The organism is Brucella sp. GW823-FHT04E01 (assembly GCF_058796175.1).
On record NZ_JBXAIK010000007.1, the window covers coordinates 167,780 to 186,535 of the forward strand.

Sequence of the window (18,756 nt, forward strand, 5' to 3'; positions counted from 1 at the left end):
TCCGTTTTAACCGGAGCAGCTCTAGTTTTTCTGGCCGACAGCTTTGGGCGGCTCCATGCGTGAATGCGCTGGATTTGGAGCCTGTTTTGGTGCGGCTGCCGTTGCAGTTTGCGTCTTCCTGGCAATCGAGCCGGTGATAAGGCTTGCACTGTCAGGCTTGTTGCGTCCACCGATAAGCTGATCTTCATGCACCCAGCCGATCATGTTCGTCTTCGGGACGATCACGCGATGCCAGCGTCCGGTCTTTCCATAGGAGCGCATCTCACGGCCTTTTTCCACGACGCCGATGGATGGCGACTTGTCCCACGCATTCTTATGGATGGTGAGTCGCGCCTTGGCATAAATCACCGAAGGCGAGCTTGCGGGAGTGTTGACGCCACGCGGCGGCATGGAGCGCAGTGCAGCGGCTGGTGGGGACACGACAACCTGATTTGTGGGGCGGGGCGGGGTGGCGGTCTGGATTGCTGCCTGCTGTACCGGCTTTTGCGGTGCGGGTGCCATAACGGGCGCCGATGGACGCGGCACAGGGCCGACGGCAGCGCCATAATCCTTCGACCACGCCTTGTTCTCGGGGGCCTTGTTCTCGGGTGCTTTGCTGGTGACGGTCGCCTTTGGCTCGGCTCTCGCAGATGACTGTGTGTTCGGCTTGGAAGCGGGGCGCTGGAACAGGGCTGTGATCGCGGCTTGCGGGCTCTTGTGCTGCGAGGTTGCCCACAGGCTGAAAGCACCAAGGCCGAGGATTGCGGCAAGCGCGAGCATGGGAGTGGACGAGCCGGATGACTTGCCCGACGACCTGGCCGAGCGCTTTGTGGAGCGCTTGGGCGAGCGGGTGGTGCGTTTCCGTGCAGCCATCGTCTGTCTCCTCTTCGAATCGCGATGGGGAGACGCTACCAATTGTTCCTTCGCATTTGGTTACCGCAGCATCGGGCGCGAACGGCTGGAACGACGAAGCGGAAACAAAAAACGCCGCTTTCGCGGCGTTTCAAGGTGGATTGGTGAAGACTTACTGGTGCCCAGACGTCTTGTCATCGCAAGAGGTTTGGCCTGAAGCCTTCTCCTGCTGCCGTTGGTTGGCTTCGCTTGCTTCAACTGCGTTGCGCAACTCTGCCCATTCGCGTTCATGACGACGATAAAGCTCGTCGGAAACAGTCTGGATACCCATTTCGGTCCTCCGTTTTATCTGGTGCCCCAAATAACATGGCGAAGTCCGAAACGTTGCATCACAAAGCGTAAGCGTTTGAAATCTTAATCGGTTTATATGTTTATAACGTCTTGCTGATTTCAGTTTTCCTGAATGGAAACACCACCTTCTCCGATTTTCATCTCAATCCCGGCGGGTTTAGTCTCTTCACGATAGACATAAACCGCAAGACCCGCAGCCACGACAATCAGCGCGCCAATAATCAGATAAAGCCCGTTTCTATTCACATTCAGTCTCCAGCTGGTTGATGGTGAAGTGGGAACGTTCGCGCGCGTGATTTGGTTCCGCAGAACATGATGACCACAAAAATGCGTCATCCTTTTTTTATTGAATGGAAAAAACACAAACTGGCAAATTTGCCTCTTGCTTTATCTCTTTGGATTATCTAGTGAAGCCGCACCGCTTGAAAGCGACGGAGCGTAGCGCAGTCTGGTAGCGCACCTGATTTGGGATCAGGGGGTCGCAGGTTCGAATCCTGCCGCTCCGACCATCTTCCCCAAGATTTGAAATGGTCGATATATGAACGCCCCGGCACAGGCTGTGGCGTGCGTCTTTATCGCGTTGACATGCATTCCCGTGTAAACTATTGGCTTGGTGGATTTTCAGCTCCCCCAGCGGGGCAAGAGAGTAGTTCAGGGTTCTTCAAATGGTTGCACGTATTTACCGTCCAGCTAAGACGGCAATGCAGTCCGGTCAGGCTAAGACAGACCAATGGCTTCTGGAATATGAACCGGAAAGCCCGCGTATGGTCGAGCCTTTGATGGGCTACACTTCTTCAGGTGATATGAAGAGCCAGATTCGTCTGTTCTTCGCCACGCAGGAAGAAGCAGTCGATTATGCAAAGCGCAATGGCATCGCCTATCGCATTACGGAACCGAATGAGCCGAAGCGCCGCAAGGTTTCCTACTCGGACAATTTCCGCTTCGACCGGACGATGCCCTGGACGCATTGAGGTGCATTGATTGCCTGTTTAGCCTGACACTTGTTTCAGGCCGGGCAATGCGATAATTCGGCAGGGCTTTGCTGGCAAAGCCCTGTGCAAATTGAAATATCTTCGATCTTTTTCGAAAGGAGAGGTCCCGTAGCTCAGTTGGATAGAGCGTCAGCCTTCTAAGCTGAATGTCACAGGTTCGAATCCTGTCGGGATCACCACTCTTTCGTTCTTGTCGAATGACACGATATTTGGCCTTTTTTGGCCACTATGTTGCCCTTGGGTCAGCATCTCTGACCTTTCTCAACGATCATTCCCTCTGCGTCGGTCCGAAACTGCAACGCAAACTCAGCGTATAGATTTCGTCCACGGTCGACTTCCGATCCCGTTCCCTTCGCTCACCGGGTTGATCGAAGCATTACAAATCGAACATGTTACGATGGCAGAGCGTGTCGCAGGTTGTGGAAATTTTGCGACAGGAAAAGGATTCGGAATGGCCGCTTCTGGCCAGTTAAGGTTCGTTGATGGTTTGGCAAATTGATGGGTATGGTGGAGCAGGTCCTTTGCGGTTTGGAATGTCCCCGCCAGAGGTTGAGGGCATCATGGGAACGCATCCTGTGATCAAGCGCAGCCCCCCGAATGCGGCCCGCTACCTATTTGGACCCGATAGGCCTGTAGTCATCTTCGAGCAAAATTCATTGGTTGAAATCAGCTTTTCACCAGACGCCAGCGAGCCAGTAAAATACGGATCAGAAGATCTGTTTCTGTCCTCCGAGAAAGACGTACTTGAAATGCTATGGGCACACAGCGGCAGGGCCGATACATTTGAGGTGGCCGGCTTCATCGTCTTCCTCCCGCTAGGTATAACGCTCACTGGCTTTCACGATCACGATGCGGACCAAAAAGCGATCTCGTGCTTTGTCAGGGGTCGGTGGGATCGATTCGGAACGAGGATGAAACCAATAGAATTTTCGAGCTAATGACTTTGTCGGGCAATTCCTGAAACCTGCATCACGTTCGCAGCGGCCCGGATTCCGGGCCGCGACGTGTGCAAAAGTAAGTCCCGCAAGCCTGACTTTTGCACACGTCTTTTGCGACAGAATTTTCCCTGAAAAATTCGGTGCCGCCGATTTTGTCGCGAAACTTTGGATTTCCGCGACATGAACATGTTGTCGGGGCCGAAGGCCGGCCCCGATCATTGATGATCAGCTAAAATAGGTTTCTGCCATCACTTCTTGGATCACCTTCTATGTGGTGAGGAGTGTAGAGATCGCTGCGAGCTTTTCTCCGCCACGGCCGCGCAAGACCCTCCGGGTTGGTTTTGATATCCGCGACAGCGATAGCGGGTAACCCGTTCATAGGGCACTGCGCTGCCCACTGACCATCCACCGAAGCAATGCCCGAAGGAGCAGCCGTGCTCTGGGGTGCGAGAGTTGAAAAGCTGACCCAAAAGGTATTGCTTGCAGCATGCCCCAATACCTCAGCAGCAAATGCCGGAGCACCAGAAGCGGTTTCTCCTGCTGTCGAGAACAGTACGCAATCGACATTAAGCTGCTCGTATTCGATGAATATTTCGGGATAGTGCGCTTCCATGCCGACCGCACAGCCGAAACGGAAACCGTCCACCTCAAAAGTCACGGGTGTCTTCCCCGGCGAGTACATAAACGAGATTTTCGTGTTGGATAGCAGGCGCTCATCGTAGCGCGTCACCAGTTCCCCACGATCGGAAACGACATACAGGCTGTTGTGCGGCCGATGCGGCGAGGACAGCTCATGAACAGAGCCGAATATCGTCCAAAGTTTAAGCTCGCTCGCAAGTCCTCTGGTCGCTTCCAGTTCCTCACGCAAAACACCCCATTCGAAGCGCGTCCAATCGGACGGGCCGATTTCGCTCGGTCCGATTTCGGACATGATCCGTTTATGTGGCCAGCAGGTTGTCCCTTCCGGGAAATGTAAGAGGCGAGCCCCGGCCTTATGGGCGTCACGCATAAGGCGGCGCATCTCCGCTCCACTGGCATGAAGCGCCGCAACGTCACGCGGATCATTGAAAAGGGATGTTTGGGCTACCGCCATCCGTATTGAACGGATCGCAGGCTCGTCCGGAGGTTGGCGGATATGTTGGAGAGCTGCCGTGTAAGATTCGCCGGTTTTGGCAGCACGGGCACGCACACGGCGCTTAAGATTTCCGTTTTGGGTCATGATCTGGCCTTTCACGTCCCGGACACAGTTCCCCAGCAACCCATCCGGCACGATCGGACCAAGACAAGCGGCCCGAGACGGAAGTCCCTTTGCCTCCGTTCAAGACCATGCTGGGGAAGGTCTAGGAGGTTGGGCGCAGGCCACGCCGAGAGAACATTGTAGGTCAAGTGCCGATTCGTCAAGCCGTCGCGAAAATCCCAAGACTTGCGACACTTAAGAATATGACGGGTAAAATATCGTGGCAAAAAAGGCAATCAAACTGGAACTGGCAGAATTTGACCTTAGGATTCTCAATGGGTTATACTGAACCCAAAGGCCAAATATCGTGTCACATGACAGTTCTCCTCTTATAACCGACTGAAAAAGCTCAACTTTTTTAAGGTGTGGGGCTTTGGTTTCTAGGAGAGGGGATGGCATGTTCTTCTTTAGTTTCTTCGCGCCGAATTGAGCCAGCTTTTTTGCGTTCGCATTCTTTATGTAATGCACCGCCATGGCATCGGTCGTCCAGCCGAAAAGCGCCTTCAGTTCGGCATTGCTGCCTCCGCTTTCCGCCACGATCTGGGCCAGTAGTTTGCGTAAGCCGTGGGCGCGCCCTGATACTCCCGCCTCGTCGCACACTTCAGCAAACCAGTTGCCGAAAGATGATTCCCTCTTGAATGGTCGTCCTTGTACTGGCGTAGTCAGGAACGCCATGTGGCTTATCGAGCAAGCATCTATCGACTTCTGAAGGCTAGGGTGTACCGGGATGAAAAGCGGCTCATCGTTTTTCTGCGCCCTAAGCTCGACCACAGCATTACGGATGTGTTGCGGGCCAAGGCGATAAACGTCTGATCGACGCAGGCCTGTAAACAGAAGCAAATCCATCGCGAGGCCCGCCAACGTTCCCGGCATGTGCTTGTCGTAGAACTTGGAAACGTCTTCATATGTCCAAGGTGTATGACCTATAGCCTTCGCTTTCGGTCGCTTCACGTCCCTAACCGGATTGGCGCGGGCATATCCTGCATCCACCGCCCATTCGAAAAGGTAACCCATTACCTTCATGAAATTTATTGCGGCGAGTGGGGTGTCGGCGCGCCTGTCGCGCCCGGCAGCGATGGTATTGCGCGTGACCTGAGAAACCAGCATTTTGCCGCCTGTTTCGCAAACTGCTTTCAGGATATTGGACCGCGTGCGCTGAGTGCTTGGCGCTAGCGCCTTAAACGCTGCAGAAACTTCATATTTTTTCACAAGCCACTGAAGTGTAAATTTCGATGGCGGGCTGGCAATTGCCATATCTTGTCCCCCCATGAGTGAACGCCAGTGAACAATGAATTCTGGAGAACCATATTCACCTTTATTCGCGTGCGCGGTCCATCGCCAATACGGAAGTACCAGACAACACGCCCGTGTTCTGGTCGTTTGTTTCTGAACGTATTGGTATCGGTGAGGCGCCATATTTTTCATCAGAGATAACCGTATGTCCGAAGGACAGGCCAATGAGGCCGGCATTCCCGGTATGGATAGGTTTGGCTACTTCCCGATCACTTACGGCAAGTCGAATATTACGCCGCTGTCGCACCGCCTAGACTGACGCCACATCGAAAGCGTCGCTTTGGGTAATGGGCGAGGGCTAACCCAGCCGCAGGACCATGCGCCGGTAGTGACGGAATGGCATTGGCCGTCCAGCGAGGAAGTGGCTGAAGGGCTTACTGATGAGCAGAAAGATGCAATCCGTGGTGCTATAAACGGCGGCATGTATAAGCAGGCGCCGCAGGTTAAAGACTGGGTTGGTCACGCCGTGGCATATGCGCTTGGGCTGGACATAGACGACGAGGTACAGAAGAAGCGGACCAGCCCCATTACAAGGTCGCTATTCAAGGAAGGCTTCTGGGCGAAGGTCGAGGAGCGCGATCCGATACAGCGGAAAACGACGTCCTTTGTGAGAGTGGTTTAAGAAATACGGCAAATACCGTATTTCTTTTTTGCTTTTATTTATCCAGTAAACCTCTTGTCGCTCATCTCTTTTAGTGACAATAAAACTATATTTAATCGCTATAGCAGGGGGCATGTGCGGGCAATGGGGATAAGGGGCGCGTTTGGCGTTTGTAGATGGCGCCACTATTTAATTGCTTTTTTAGGAGTATTGGGGCTGCTCTTATCTCAGGAAAGCGCCTATTCCGCTCCTGTGACTTCGCCTCAATACTTTAGTGGTTCGAAGAATAAATGGATATCTGGTAATCTTACGGCTACAGGGAATAAAATTTTATTCAGTTTAGTGACAGCCCCAGTCTCTGGTACTATGGTGCTTAATGGCGACGGCAATTTTACTTATACGCCCAATGCTGGCTTTGTAGGTGACGATTCCTTTGTTTTCCGGGCCACGGATGACAGCAACGAGTACTCCGAAAACACGGCCCATCTCACGATTTTAGCCGCCGAGCCAAGAGTATCGTCAGTTACTGTTCCTGCGAGTGGATATTACAACGCGGGCTCAAATCTGAATTTCGCGGTGATATTTGATCAACCCGTATATGTAACTGGCACCCCGTCATTATCAATTACTATCGGGTCAGACACCAAGCATGCGGAATATAAGGGCGGCAGAGGTTCAAACATCCTCACTTTTTCCTATACGATTCAGCCCGGTGACATGGATACAAACGGAATTGCAATTGGTGCACTTGCGGCCAACGGCGGGTCCATTAGTAATAGCGCGAATGATTCAGCGGCATTAACTCTCAATAATGTCGGGGTCACGTCTGGAGTATTGGTCTACACTGCGAGACCTACAGTTACGCTTTCAACTTCGTCAACACAGTTTGACGCCATCAAAAATGTAACAGTTACATTCTCTGAGCCGGTAACGGGATTCACTTTCGGCGATTTCGATATTTCTTCTGCCGGAGCGATCAATGGCACCATGCACTCATTGGCGACTAACGACAACATAACATATACCTTTGTCGTTACAATGTCTGGGTCTGGCGTTACGACCTTGAGGATACGAGCTGGGTCTGTCGTCAACGTGGCAGGAAACGGCAACTTCAGTTCCAATGCACTGAACCTAATACTTGATCCCTTACCAAACCCGGACTTGCAGAACCTCATACCCAGCACAGGTACTTTAGCGCCGGCTTTTGCTCCCAACACAAACTCATACACGTTGAATGTCGCAAACGATGTGGAGAACATTTCGTTCATACCATCGCTTGCAGATACCAACGCAACAGTTATTACCGTCAACGGGGCTTCAACGCCCAATGGAACGTCCAGTGCTGCAATCCCATTGGTGGTGGGGAGCAACACGGTTACCACGACTGTAACCGCGCAGGATGGAACGACCACGAAGAGCTATACGGTCAATGTCATTCGCGCGCAGTCCGGCAATGCCGAACTGGCGGGCCTTGTTCCGAGCGCTGGATCTCTTGACCCGGCATTTTCGCCGAGCGCGACGACTTACGCGCTGGCGGTTCCAACCGAAACATCGTCGTTACAGTTGACGCCCACTTCTGCTGATCCTACGGCAACCATCACGGTCAACGGAGCAGCCGTTGCATCCGGTAGCGCGAGCAGTGCGCTTCCACTCGGCATCGCCACGACAACCCTGACGGTTGTCGTCACCGCGCAAAATGGAACAACGCGCAGCTATACGGTAAATGTCACCAGAGCTGCGTCAGCGGATGCAACGCTTGCTGGCATCGTTCCCAGTGTTGGCTCGCTGGACCCGGCATTTGACAAAGAGACACTCAGCTATTCTCTCAATGTTGAAAACACGGTCGAGAGCATAACCTTCGCCCCAACGGTTTCCGAGCCTTCCGCTCGCGTAACCGTTGCAGGGAGCAGCATTGCTTCTGGAAGTTCTAGTGCTCCCATAGGGCTGACTATTGGTGCGAACACGGTTTCGATTGTTGTGACTGCGCCAAGTGGGGCCAATCGCAGCTACACGGTTGTGGTCAACCGTGCGACCATGGTTTTCCCCGACCCGACGCTTGATCCCGAAGTGATCGGCTTGTTGAGCGCGCAGACAAGTGCCGCACGACGCTTTGCGCAGGTTCAAAACCGGAATTTCCAAAACCGGCTTGAGCAGTTGCATGATGAAGGCGACCGGCGAAAGTCCAGCCTCGGCGTGCGACTTGGCAGTCCATCGACCGCACAGCAACCGGAAGACCCGACCAATCCCTCTTCGTCAGCACCGTCGGCAGGGATTTCAGCTCTTGGCTACGCTCCCGAAAGGCGCGATAGCTTTCCGGGCAAGGCTATAGGCTTGAAAGACCCGGCGCAGGCTGCGCCGTCCATAGACCCAGACCTTGGACCATTCGCATTTTGGAGCAGCGGCTTTGTGAACTTCGGTCAGCGCGATAGCGGCAAGCTCGATCTGGACTATACGCTTGTCGGCGTGAGTGGCGGCATCGACTACCGGTTCTCGGAACGCTTCGTGGCGGGCTTCGGTGTCGGATATGGGCGGGATCGCACAGATATTAGTGAAAACGGAACGGAAAGCCGCGCCAATGCTTACAGCGCTGCGGTCTATGGTAGCTTCAAACCGCTCGACAATTTCTTTATCGATGCGCTGTTGGGCGGCAGCATTCTGGATTTTGATTCCACCCGTTTCATCACGACAGACGGAAGTTTGACCGACGGCAAACGCGACGGCAGCCAGATGTTCGGGTCTCTGACGGCAGCTTACGAATTTCGTCAGGAAACGTGGCTGGTTTCACCCTATGGCCGGTTGGAAATGTCGCGCTCCTGGCTCGATGGCTATGGCGAAGGCGGAGACAGCATCTATCGGCTGACCTATGGCGATCAGACCGTGGACACTGTCACGGGTGTGGTTGGTTTGCGCGCCAATTACTCCATCGACTACACATGGGGGCGTCTGACCCCCGGTGTCCGCGCCGAATATGCTCATGATTTTCAGGGCTCCAGCCGGGCCGCTATGGGATATAGCGCGCTTGGCGGGCTTCCCTATGCACTCGATGTTGAAGGCGAAAGCAGCGATAGCGCCAATGTGGGCCTGTCGCTTGATTTCAGCTTCGATAATGCCTGGACTACAGGCGTCGAGTATCGAACCGGCTCTGGTGGATCCGGTGCGCGAGACCACGCGATTGCACTGCGGGTTGGTGCGAAGTTCTAGTTTCGGAAGGCTAGTTAGTTAGTGCGAAGGTTTGAAATGCGGGGTTGCGGCTCCGCTTTTTTATTGCTGCGACCAATCCGGTGTGATGCCGTTCTTACCCATGATGCCGTATGTTCCCCCTGTATTAATGAACCAAACGCTGAAAATTGCGCAAAGGAACAAGAATACGGATGCTGAGACGGTGATACGCGTTCTCCTAGGGCTCCGTCTCAATAAGAGATAGACGCCTGAAGCAACGGCAGCCGATGAAACATAGGCAGCAATCATAAACGGTCCTTAGTGGGAAAAAGGCGGAAACCCGCAAAAAATACAGCCTGCTATCGCCGCGTTCAATAGGCCAGCTTAACTAATACAGCAGGTTCTCGCTCAAGTTGTGGACTTATAATAAGGAACATATCAGCAAATGGTTCGTTTCGCTTTTCCAACCAGGAGGACGATCATGAAAACTTTGTCTGATATTTTCGAGCATACATTGCAGGACATTTATTACGCAGAGAATGCCATTACGAAGGCTCTCCCGAAAGTCGCCAAGGCGGCCAAAAGTGCCAAACTTAAGCAAGCCGCTGAGGAACATCTCGAAGAAACCAAGGGGCAGATCACGATCCTGAATGAGGTATTTAAGTCTCTCAAGCTAAAGCCTACTGCCGAGAAATGCGATGCTATCGAAGGGCTGATCAAGGAAGCCGACGGCTTGATTGAAGAGGCAAGCGGAACAGCTCTTGACGCAGGCTTGCTCGCAGCTTGCCAGGCAGTCGAGCATTATGAAATTTCCAGATACGGTTCGCTGCGCGAATGGGCAAAGGAGCTCGGACACACGGAAGCGCACACCTTACTGACCCAAATTTTGGATCAAGAGAAAGCTACAAATAACAAACTAACGAACTTGGCCATAAGCCAAATCAATAAGGCATAGTTTTCTGGCCGCACACGGGAGGGAGGCGGTACGTCCTCCCTCTCTTTTTTGCGCACTTCTCGAAAACCCTAAAAGAAGTTCGCAAATGCACGCTGCTTTTGGTGCGTAAAAGTTCTTATATAGAAACTTACGCACAAAGCGCGCGGCGCAGTTCTCGTAATTTGAGAAGTGCGCACTTTTCCTGATTTTAGGATTTTCCAAAATACAACCTGATGTGAGGAAGGCAACAAGACGCCCCCGGTGAATGGTGTAACTGGAGGACCGCAAAGCGCCTTGCCCCATGGCAGGGTAACGTCTCGTTTTCTGCCTGTCCATTAACACCACATTTATTGAGATGACCTTGCCCCCAAGTTTTATCCAGTTTTGAGTTCGCTCCAGCGGTTTTGTGAGGTGCACCCCGATTTTGGGCCACGGAGAGCTGGAATTTTCCGGGTTTTGCACTGAGCCCCAAGATTGGACCGCCGGGAATTAGAATTTTCCGGCTCTTATGCCAATGGCGGGCTGATGACGCCATCGGGATTATGCAAGGCAATCGGCACGTTATATCCGATTGCCGAGTGAGGACGATCCTCATTATAGTGTCGACGCCAATTCTCCAACTTTTCGCGCGCATCTTCAAGCGTTAAGAACCAGTGTGCGTTCAGGCACTCGGCGCGAAGCTTACTGTTGAAGGCTTCGATGAACCCGTTATCCGTCGGCTTTCCGGGTCGGGAGAAGTCCAGCGTGACCTTGTTGGCATAGGCCCACAGATCGAGGTCACGCGAAATAAACTCACTTCCATTATCAACCCTTATTGTCTTCGGATAGCCAGCACGACGACACACTTTCTCAAGTGTCTGAACGACATCCTCACCACGATAACTGAAGCGCGGATCGGTTGCCGGCGAGTAGCGTGAATGCGTATCGACAATAGTCAGAATCCGGAGTTTCTTTCCTGTTGCCAACTGATCATGCACAAAGTCCATCGCCCAAACATCATTCGGCCCGATCGCTTGTTGACGATCCTCACGCAGCTTGGCCTTGACACGACGTTTCGGATGTTTATTCCTGAGTTGAAGTCCTAACTCATTGTATATTCGACGTGTTTTCTTCATGTTGATGGTCCAGCCCTCGCGACGAAGCAGGACGTGTACGCGACGGTAACCGTATCGCACACGGGTCTCACAAATCTCTTTGATCCGCTTCTCAACAGCGGCCTGCACGGTGCGGCGGGACTTGTAATTGATAGTCGATCTTTCGAAGCTTAGTGCTGCACAGGCCCGTCGGATCGATATTCCCCAATCAACAAGCATTCCCGCCACCAGATCACGTTTCCGCGCAGGCCTTAAAGTTTTCGGCGGATCACATCCTGCAACATCTCCCGATCAAGCGTGAGGTCTGCAACAATCCTCTTCAGCCGCGTATTTTCCTCTTCCAAGGCGCGCAGCCGCCGTATCTCATCAGGCAGCAGACCTGCATACTTTTTCTTCCAGTTGAAATAAGTTGCCTGGCTGATCCCGCTCTTGCGACAGATTTCCGCTACCGGAACGCCGTCATCTCCCTGCTTGAGAATAAACACCTTCTGAGCGTCCGAAAACTTCGATGCTTTCATGCCTTCCACTCCTTCTCCCAGCCAGGAAAATAGCGCGGAAAACTCTCAATATAAACGGTCCAGTTTTAAGGGAGCAGAGCAACATTCCACACTCCTCTTGCCGCTACCAACGGCATACCGCAATCAACACGAGGAGCTCACATGGCACGCAGCCGCACACGCGCGCCTTTGTCTACGACGACAACCGTCACCAAAACCCAAACCGTCCGCATCAACGGCGCCCGCGTCAAGATCAGCACCAAGTCTGGCAATGTGACGACAAAGCCAGCCCTGCCGCTCGAATGGGAATTACAGGCGGCACAGGTTTCCGCATTGCGCCGACTGCCACAGTACCAGCGCCAGTTCCTGTTGGCGGGAGACATGAACGCGAGCAAGAGAGGCCCGATGGCTCAGGCTCAGGCAATCGCAACGGGAATTACCAGCGGTGAACCTGACCTCCGCATCTATGGTGAATTCGGGCGTCTGCTGATGATCGAGAATAAGGTCGGGCAGGGAGGACTGTCACCAGCCCAGAAAGACCGCCACGCTGCCCTACAGCGGCTCGGCTATCCGGCGCAATTAATCGCGCACTGGTTACCAACATCAATCAACCGGTTCCTGCTAAGTATCTCATGCCAGGTATGGCTCTGCTTTGCATCGATACCGGCACCGAGTTGCGATTGCTGTCCTACGGCGATGCGGAAGCTATCCTTGCTGCTGCCGAAGACGCAGTTGCGCGGGCTGAAGCGGCGGTGGAAGGTCTCAACAGACAAAACATGCTCAAAGTTGATGACTACTTCTTGCCTGTTCTTATCTAGAAATTCGCCACGCATAACGCTCCCCATGTTCTCCAGCACAGCTTACTGATTTGGGCGTGGCAGGCAAGTCCTTGCAGTGGCAGGTTTAAGGCCCCAGTAAGGTTTCACTGAACTGGGGCCGAGCACCTTGGGAAATCACGCTGAAAGCAATAATAGGTGCCCAGTCGACGTTTATCTCGCATATTGTAAACAGTCTGTTTCGGGATGAACAAGAAAACCCCGGCACGTCTCCCAATACGCCGGGGCTACGCGCCTCCACGTGCGGCGAACACGATGGGCACGCTGATGAAGTATATCATAGACGCAGCGACTATAGCGTCCATCCATACACAGCGAGGGCTACACCTCCGACGGCACCAATAACCGACCATCCAATCATGCTGATACCCATGAAGCTGTGATACGTTTCGGAAGAGATCTTGTTGAAAGCTGCGGCCACAAAAAGGTTGGTAGCGGCACCGAGGATTAGACCGATACCGTTGGCGACGTAAGCGGCGGGATGAAGTGCCATGCTCTGCATGAAATATGGCCGCAGTAGGAAAGTTGCTCCAAGCATTCCTGCAATCAGCACAAAAACCGATACCATTCCGAAGCCGGACCATCTTACTAGCATTTGGTGAACCACCTTTGTCTTGGGGAGAGGTCAGGCGGTAATGGCCCTTGCTCGTTCGTCGGACAACCCTCCGACGACAAAATCCTCAAGAAAAACCCCGGAATGAGCCGGGGGTCTATGTTCATTGTTTTCGTCTGGTGTCCCAGAAAAGCATTGATATGACCCAGAGCAGCGCAACGAAGATTGTGCCCTCAATTAGAAAATACCAGTGCATGACACCACCTCACATCGGAATTCTACCGCCGCTCGAAGCTTTGCTCATCATCCATGGGATTGCCGCTTCCGGCTGTTCAAGCAGATTGCGCTTTCTCGCGAAGCCTTCGAATGCGTTACGCGCTACGTGAACCGGCTTAAGCCCATTCTGTGCATCGCAGCAGGTTTTCCACGTAACCTCAAATATGACGTCGCGTTGTTCGTCGGGCCAGTCATAAAGAAAATCAATAGCATCTTCGATGCTTGCAATCTCTTGGATTAAGTATTCGCCGTCCTTCACAAAAATTGGACTGTCAAACAAACGGTCGCTCATCGAAACCTCCATTTGATCGAACGAAGTGTGTTGGAATGACGGCTTCGATTTAGTGATCGCATCGACGGTTTCAAGAGCCTCTTATGTTAAATTTCAGGAAATCCCCATGAACAAAACAGCGTTCTTCGCGTATGCGAGGCGCGCGCCTTTTGGCGGGCGCTTGAGCCAAGCGCAGGTCGACGGTACGTCGGCAATTCTGGCTATGGCCGAGCGCCGAGGCCTGCCAGACGAGCAGACGGCTTACGTGCTCGCGACGGCGTTCCATGAGACCGGCGGCAAGATGCAGCCGATCGAGAAAAACTTGAACTACACCAGTGCGGCTCGCATCCGGCAGGTCTGGCCGTCGCGGTTCTCCTCCGTGCAGAGCGCCCAACCTTATGTGCGCAATCCGCAGGCCTTGGCTAACAAGGTCTACGGCGGGCGCATAGGAAATACCGGCGCCAACGATGGCTGGCTATACCGCGGTCGCGGTTTGGCGATGATCACCGAGCGCGACAATTATGAAAAGTATGGCCTTGGCGTCGCGCCGGACAAAGCGCTTGAGGACGGCGTGGCTGTGCGCATCCTGTTCAACGGGATGATCAACGGCAAGTTCACGGGCAAGCGGCTGACTGATCACTTCGGTAGTGGCTGGGCTGCGCCGCAGGATGCCCGCGCAATCGTCAACGGCAGCGACAAGGCCAACAAAGCAAGGAAGATCGAAGATGAAACGAGCAAGCTTGGCGGCGGCGATGTTGACGCTGCTCTTTCTCGGTGGCTGCGCGACAGCCGGTAGCTACTGCGACGTGGCCCGGCCTGTCCGACCGAGCGTCGAGGACAGCCTGACTGATGGCACGAAACGTCAGATCCTCGCAGAGAACACAAAACTGGAAAAGCTTTGCGGAGTGAAACCGTGAAGGCGTGTCTTGCAAGGAGGTTCGCCCGCGCCCAATTGCTGATAAACTGCGTGACTTTTCAACTTTCAGGGAGTGGTTGAATGCCAAGCACGCTGGACAAGACGTTTGATGCGGTAATTCAGAAAAGCCAGAAAAAAGGAGGTTGGACGTACATTGTCTGGCCCGATGCAGCGGCTTTCTTTGGAACAAGGGGCCTTGTCAAAGTGAAGGCAAGCGTCGACGGCGTGGACTTTGAAAGTTCCTTCATGGCGCTCGGAGACGGCACTCACAAACTTCCTATCAAAGCTGACCTTCTCAAGCGGATTGCTAAGTCTGCTGGAGACAGCGTCACGGTCACGCTGCGTGAACGTTTGCGCTAAGCGTTAAATTTATGAAACGGTAAATCATATGTCTAATCTTAGGAAGACGCCGGATGACCGGCGCTGAAATCATGGCCGCTGTCGGCTTTATCGTAATGATTATGGGCTTTCCGTTAGGTCTATGGAAGTACGTCGAAAGCCAAATCGCGAAAGCTGAGACGCGCAACGCGGCGAAAGCCGAAGCTGCGACCGCTCTTGCTAGCCTGACGCGGCAGGAGCTTTCCGATTACAAGCTGCGCGCAGCCGAGACGTTCGCCACGAAGGCAGGCATGCAGGAACAGGCGTCGCAGATCATGCGGGCCATTGAAAGCGTGGCGCATCGCATCGATGGGCTCACCGAGCGGATTGACAATCTGATGCAGCCTAAGTCAGCTAGAAGTAGAATTTAATTCCTGAAAGGTTGGAACCAAAGATACTGCGCATGCATTATATGTTCGGAAATACCAAATATGAATGGAGAATATAATATGCGTCGTATTTTTCTAGCTGCTGTTGCAACTGCTGCAATCGTTTCTTTTGCAAATGCGCAGAAAGCTACCGCAATGCAAGAAGAGGCATTTGTTACCGCAAAGCCGACCGACGTTATTACTAGTAGTATCCTGAATCTTGACGTTACGAATGCTAACGATGAGAGCATCGGCAAGATTCAGGATGTAGTGATGGGCGACGGTGACGTCGAAGGCTATATCGTATCGGTCGGCGGCTTCTTGGGCGTCGGCGAAAAGTATGTGGTCGTTGACCCTGATGCCATCGAGATTGTCTATTCTGAGAATGATAAGAAATGGTCGGCGAAAATGAACGCTACCAAGGAACAACTCGAAAAGGCCGCCGAGTTTAAGTACGAGGGCCGATGGGCTAAGTAACCAGTTTTTGAGAGAGCGGCTTTCGGGCCGCTCGTTTCATTTTTGGGCAGCTGGAGACGCGAGTAACTCACTACTGATTTTCAGGTTCAAGTGCTCTCCGGGTCATGTGAATGCAACGGCTTAATGAGATCAATCGCCCCGCTGCGCCGGAGTTCTTATTTATGCCAGCGAACAGAACCAAATAACGGGCGCCACGATCGGGATTGCAAGCGCGCACCACGCAACCCGCCACCCGACATTCTTTGTGCCTAGGAATGCCGTCATGACTATAGCCGCCGCTATCATCACGGTAATCGGCCAGTAGATTGACATATAGACGAGGGCGGCAACCCACCAAGGAAATGAAATCATGTGCGCTTGTAGCCGGTGGATAGTGCGGCGGCAATATCTCGTGGTGACGATGCTGGTCATATAAGAAAGGCGCCCCGAAGGGCGCCAATTTTTTATTTGTGCTTGGTTGGATCAACCAAGCGATAGCTTGAGCCAGGCTTAGGGGTTGGAGGTAAGGGCTTTCCTTGCACTCCAGTTATTTCTGGTCCAACACCGCCGCGCGGTCCAATAGTTGCATACTGGCCGGAGCGGGGAGTGATATTACCTGGCTTTAGAGGTGGCTTCGCCATTTGTTGTAGACTCTTTCGAGAGCATCTTGATTGAAAGTCCCTAGAGGCGTATCACTCGATTGCTAAGGCGAGAAAACGCCGAGTGCCGATTGGTGCTCCGTTTTTATCGACACAGGGGCAAGAAGTGAATCATTTCGCTTCTTGCCCTTTGTTTATCTCATTGCGCGCCGATCTCCGCAAATACTAAATCTAGTGTTAACATTCTTTGGGTGCGCCCGCTGGGGGCATATGTGGATAACGGGGAGGGATCACTTAACTGGTCCGAACCTGTGTTATGGCGCGCCGCCATCAAAAGCCGCCGCGATTTTTATTTGCCCATTAACACCACCTTTATCGAGACATTTCATTTTTCCTTTTGCGCCGCTCACCACGGCTACCAACCAAACACGAGGAGACTGTATGTCCCATGACAGACAGGGCGCGGGTGCGCGCCTTTCACACGAAGAACTCCTGCGGCGCGCCGAGGCCTACCGCGAGCACGGCACGCTGGTTAAGGCTGCCACTGCGCTCGGCATTAAAAAGTGGCATTCCACGAAAGCATCAAGCGGGCGGCGGAACTGGGGCTGTTGGGTCCGTCGCCGACGTTGCCGGGCAAGCCGCATCTATGGAAGACGCCCCTGGCTTTCCCCCTGCAGGCACCTCCGATGGCGGCAGCACGAGCTATTATGAGTTGCCAGCTGGCGCGACCGAGCTGAACGACCTAATCGAGCATAAAGGCATGTCCTTCGCACCCGGCAACATTTTCAAGGCCTGCTATCGGTTCGGGGAAAAAGATGCGGCCAACCGAATGTATGATCTGAATAAGATCTTATACTTCGTGTGGGGGCCTAAGGCTGTGGAAACGCGGAGGTAAACGTAGCCAGTCGTGCGCACCCTTTGAGCGCTTATCTACGAAAAGAACGCTTTCGCGATGAGCCACCGCATGACCGCCTAAGTATATTGGAAAGCTTTGTCCAATCTTCTGAGGGGGATGACATCTGTTTGTGCGCGTCTTCAATTTCGCGCGGCGTAGCAACAGCATGTTTCAATATGCTAAGATTGGTGGCGGGTACGGTAAGGCCGATATTCTCTTCATGGTTATTCATTTTAATCTCTCTTTCGTGTTGTTTCCCTTGCCGAGCAATTAAAATAAAAAAAGGCCAAGCAATGCTTGGCCCCAAAGCTAATTTCTTTCAACAGTGCCAGTACATCCGTGGTCACAAGAAAGAAAAAGCCTCATTTAGGCTGCTTGCAGATTACAAGCAGACATCTTGCCCGACTTGCGATCCTGTTCCAGATCATAAGTGAGCTTCTGGCCTTCGGTAAGCGAGTACATACCTGCGCGTTCAACCGCAGAGATATGAACAAACGCATCGCCGCCGCCATTCTCAGGCTGAATAAACCCAAAGCCTTTTGCTGTATTAAACCATTTAACTGTGCCGGTGTTCATTGGAACCCCTTTCATAGAAATATTGATAGCCGCGTTCGAAACAAACGCAGAGATGAAACGATTTTTTAAAGGGAGTTTTCGTCAACGCACGGCGCTAATCGTGCAGAAAGCTAATCTCAACAAGAAAATCTCGATGTCATGTTGTAGCAATTTTAATTATTTGTGTCAAATTTTTAATATGATTCGGCTAATTTAACAGATAAAAATACTTAAATATCTTAATATTTCCGTTGTTTTTACAATGAAATAACGATTTCAAACTTATTGTTTGAGAGGCCCTGTTTGGGCGCCCTCAAAGGATAATTATTGAGCCGTGCCATAAGCAGAAGACACTTCCGTCTGTGAATCTGGGTCCGTTTGAATGTCGCCCATTACTCCAGCCATAAAACTCTTCAGAACTAACGCTGACTCATTATAATGGGGGCCTGGTAGGGGTTTCATCCTGGACGTGAGATAGCCAGCCTTAATAATCATCTGCTTCAGAATGCGATGGTTTGAGTGAAAATCGCCATTATGGATACTGGAAGACATGGCGTCCTCCTTTCAAATTGCGGGCAAGGGTAATTCAACCCACGTCAGCAGAGCCTGTATTAAATCAATTCACTGACACTTTAGGGTGGACTGTTTGTGACGTGCTCCCAATAAATTAGGCCATTCAGAACTGGAATTTTCCACTTATGATCCCTTATCTGGGAGAAGGAGAGT

The 18,756-nt window shown here is 52.6% G+C and carries 18 protein-coding genes, 2 tRNA genes and 2 pseudogenes; 12 read left to right on the plus strand and 10 right to left on the minus strand.

What is annotated here, in order from left to right; genetic code table 11:
* Window positions 1-21: 21 nt before the first annotated feature.
* The 3 genes from AC1RHM_RS22615 to AC1RHM_RS22625 all read right to left on the minus strand — a co-directional run bounded on the left by AC1RHM_RS22615 (window position 22) and on the right by AC1RHM_RS22625 (window position 1,428).
* Window positions 22-852, minus strand: coding sequence for a hypothetical protein (locus AC1RHM_RS22615; RefSeq protein WP_036585749.1), 831 nt, complete (start codon window positions 850-852; stop codon window positions 22-24).
* Between the two features lie 151 nt (window positions 853-1,003).
* Window positions 1,004-1,162, minus strand: coding sequence for a hypothetical protein (locus tag AC1RHM_RS22620; protein WP_010661697.1), 159 nt, complete (start codon window positions 1,160-1,162; stop codon window positions 1,004-1,006).
* Window positions 1,163-1,281: 119 nt separating this feature from the next.
* On the minus strand, window positions 1,282-1,428 hold the full coding sequence (locus AC1RHM_RS22625; RefSeq protein ID WP_010661698.1) for a hypothetical protein: 147 nt from the start codon (window positions 1,426-1,428) through the stop codon (window positions 1,282-1,284).
* A gap of 186 nt (window positions 1,429-1,614) precedes the next feature.
* Here AC1RHM_RS22625 and AC1RHM_RS22630 point away from each other — a divergent pair.
* The 3 genes from AC1RHM_RS22630 to AC1RHM_RS22640 all read left to right on the plus strand — a co-directional run bounded on the left by AC1RHM_RS22630 (window position 1,615) and on the right by AC1RHM_RS22640 (window position 2,353).
* A tRNA-Pro gene (locus AC1RHM_RS22630) sits at window positions 1,615-1,691 on the plus strand.
* Window positions 1,692-1,847: 156 nt separating this feature from the next.
* Window positions 1,848-2,153 carry an ETC complex I subunit gene (locus AC1RHM_RS22635; RefSeq protein WP_010661699.1) on the plus strand — a complete coding sequence of 102 codons (306 nt, stop codon included), beginning with the start codon at window positions 1,848-1,850 and terminating at the stop codon, window positions 2,151-2,153.
* Window positions 2,154-2,276: 123 nt separating this feature from the next.
* Window positions 2,277-2,353, plus strand: a tRNA-Arg gene (locus AC1RHM_RS22640).
* Between the two features lie 988 nt (window positions 2,354-3,341).
* Here AC1RHM_RS22640 and AC1RHM_RS22645 read toward each other — a convergent pair.
* Together AC1RHM_RS22645 and AC1RHM_RS22650 are read right to left on the minus strand one after the other, a co-directional pair.
* Window positions 3,342-4,331, minus strand: a complete 990-nt coding sequence (locus tag AC1RHM_RS22645; protein ID WP_036585745.1) for a carbon-nitrogen hydrolase family protein — start codon at window positions 4,329-4,331, stop codon at window positions 3,342-3,344.
* Window positions 4,332-4,544: 213 nt separating this feature from the next.
* On the minus strand, window positions 4,545-5,603 hold the full coding sequence (locus tag AC1RHM_RS22650; protein WP_036586111.1) for a tyrosine-type recombinase/integrase: 1,059 nt from the start codon (window positions 5,601-5,603) through the stop codon (window positions 4,545-4,547).
* A 367-nt stretch (window positions 5,604-5,970) separates the two neighbouring features.
* On the opposite strand from AC1RHM_RS22650, the gene AC1RHM_RS22655 reads away from it, so the two are divergent.
* The 4 genes and pseudogenes from AC1RHM_RS22655 to AC1RHM_RS22670 all read left to right on the plus strand — a co-directional run bounded on the left by AC1RHM_RS22655 (window position 5,971) and on the right by AC1RHM_RS22670 (window position 10,357).
* Window positions 5,971-6,264 (plus strand): hypothetical protein, encoded by a 294-nt coding sequence (locus AC1RHM_RS22655; protein ID WP_235907512.1) that lies wholly within the window; start codon window positions 5,971-5,973, stop codon window positions 6,262-6,264.
* 123 nt (window positions 6,265-6,387) lie between these two features.
* Window positions 6,388-7,311: pseudogene (locus AC1RHM_RS22660) on the plus strand (Ig-like domain-containing protein); the annotation flags it as partial.
* A gap of 180 nt (window positions 7,312-7,491) precedes the next feature.
* Window positions 7,492-9,444 (plus strand): autotransporter domain-containing protein, encoded by a 1,953-nt coding sequence (locus AC1RHM_RS22665; RefSeq protein ID WP_339460601.1) that lies wholly within the window; start codon window positions 7,492-7,494, stop codon window positions 9,442-9,444.
* A 439-nt stretch (window positions 9,445-9,883) separates the two neighbouring features.
* Window positions 9,884-10,357, plus strand: coding sequence for a YciE/YciF ferroxidase family protein (locus AC1RHM_RS22670; protein WP_010661706.1), 474 nt, complete (start codon window positions 9,884-9,886; stop codon window positions 10,355-10,357).
* 485 nt (window positions 10,358-10,842) lie between these two features.
* On the opposite strand, the gene AC1RHM_RS22675 is transcribed toward AC1RHM_RS22670, so the two are convergent.
* Window positions 10,843-11,948 (minus strand): IS3 family transposase gene (locus AC1RHM_RS22675; protein WP_094514756.1). Its coding sequence is split into 2 segments (ribosomal slippage): window positions 10,843-11,687 and window positions 11,687-11,948, totalling 1,107 coding nucleotides; the frame shifts between segments, so codons are not numbered across the junction.
* 557 nt (window positions 11,949-12,505) lie between these two features.
* Here AC1RHM_RS22675 and AC1RHM_RS22680 point away from each other — a divergent pair.
* Window positions 12,506-12,718, plus strand: a pseudogene (locus tag AC1RHM_RS22680) (hypothetical protein); the annotation flags it as partial.
* A 337-nt stretch (window positions 12,719-13,055) separates the two neighbouring features.
* Here the strand turns inward: AC1RHM_RS22680 and AC1RHM_RS22685 are convergent.
* Complete coding sequence (locus AC1RHM_RS22685) at window positions 13,056-13,331, minus strand: hypothetical protein (protein WP_036588514.1); 276 nt, start codon at window positions 13,329-13,331, stop codon at window positions 13,056-13,058.
* Between the two features lie 250 nt (window positions 13,332-13,581).
* Complete coding sequence (locus tag AC1RHM_RS22690; protein ID WP_010661709.1) at window positions 13,582-13,884, minus strand: DUF982 domain-containing protein; 303 nt, start codon at window positions 13,882-13,884, stop codon at window positions 13,582-13,584.
* Between the two features lie 106 nt (window positions 13,885-13,990).
* Between AC1RHM_RS22690 and AC1RHM_RS22695 the strand changes: the two genes are divergently transcribed.
* From AC1RHM_RS22695 to AC1RHM_RS22710, 4 genes are all read left to right on the plus strand, one after another.
* The gene (locus AC1RHM_RS22695) at window positions 13,991-14,659 is read left to right on the plus strand and encodes a hypothetical protein (RefSeq protein ID WP_226622261.1); all 669 of its coding nucleotides are present in this window, start codon (window positions 13,991-13,993) and stop codon (window positions 14,657-14,659) included.
* 201 nt (window positions 14,660-14,860) lie between these two features.
* Window positions 14,861-15,139 carry a DUF1905 domain-containing protein gene (locus AC1RHM_RS22700; RefSeq protein ID WP_010661711.1) on the plus strand — a complete coding sequence of 93 codons (279 nt, stop codon included), beginning with the start codon at window positions 14,861-14,863 and terminating at the stop codon, window positions 15,137-15,139.
* Window positions 15,140-15,192: 53 nt separating this feature from the next.
* Window positions 15,193-15,528, plus strand: coding sequence for a hypothetical protein (locus AC1RHM_RS22705; RefSeq protein ID WP_010661712.1), 336 nt, complete (start codon window positions 15,193-15,195; stop codon window positions 15,526-15,528).
* A gap of 78 nt (window positions 15,529-15,606) precedes the next feature.
* On the plus strand, window positions 15,607-16,002 hold the full coding sequence (locus tag AC1RHM_RS22710) for a PRC-barrel domain-containing protein (protein WP_036588511.1): 396 nt from the start codon (window positions 15,607-15,609) through the stop codon (window positions 16,000-16,002).
* Between the two features lie 1,839 nt (window positions 16,003-17,841).
* On the opposite strand, the gene AC1RHM_RS22715 is transcribed toward AC1RHM_RS22710, so the two are convergent.
* Together AC1RHM_RS22715 and AC1RHM_RS22720 are read right to left on the minus strand one after the other, a co-directional pair.
* Window positions 17,842-18,051: a cold-shock protein gene (locus AC1RHM_RS22715; protein ID WP_010661715.1), complete on the minus strand. Its 210-nt coding sequence runs from the start codon at window positions 18,049-18,051 to the stop codon at window positions 17,842-17,844.
* A 303-nt stretch (window positions 18,052-18,354) separates the two neighbouring features.
* Window positions 18,355-18,582: a hypothetical protein gene (locus AC1RHM_RS22720; RefSeq protein ID WP_036588509.1), complete on the minus strand. Its 228-nt coding sequence runs from the start codon at window positions 18,580-18,582 to the stop codon at window positions 18,355-18,357.
* Window positions 18,583-18,756: the final 174 nt, after the last annotated feature.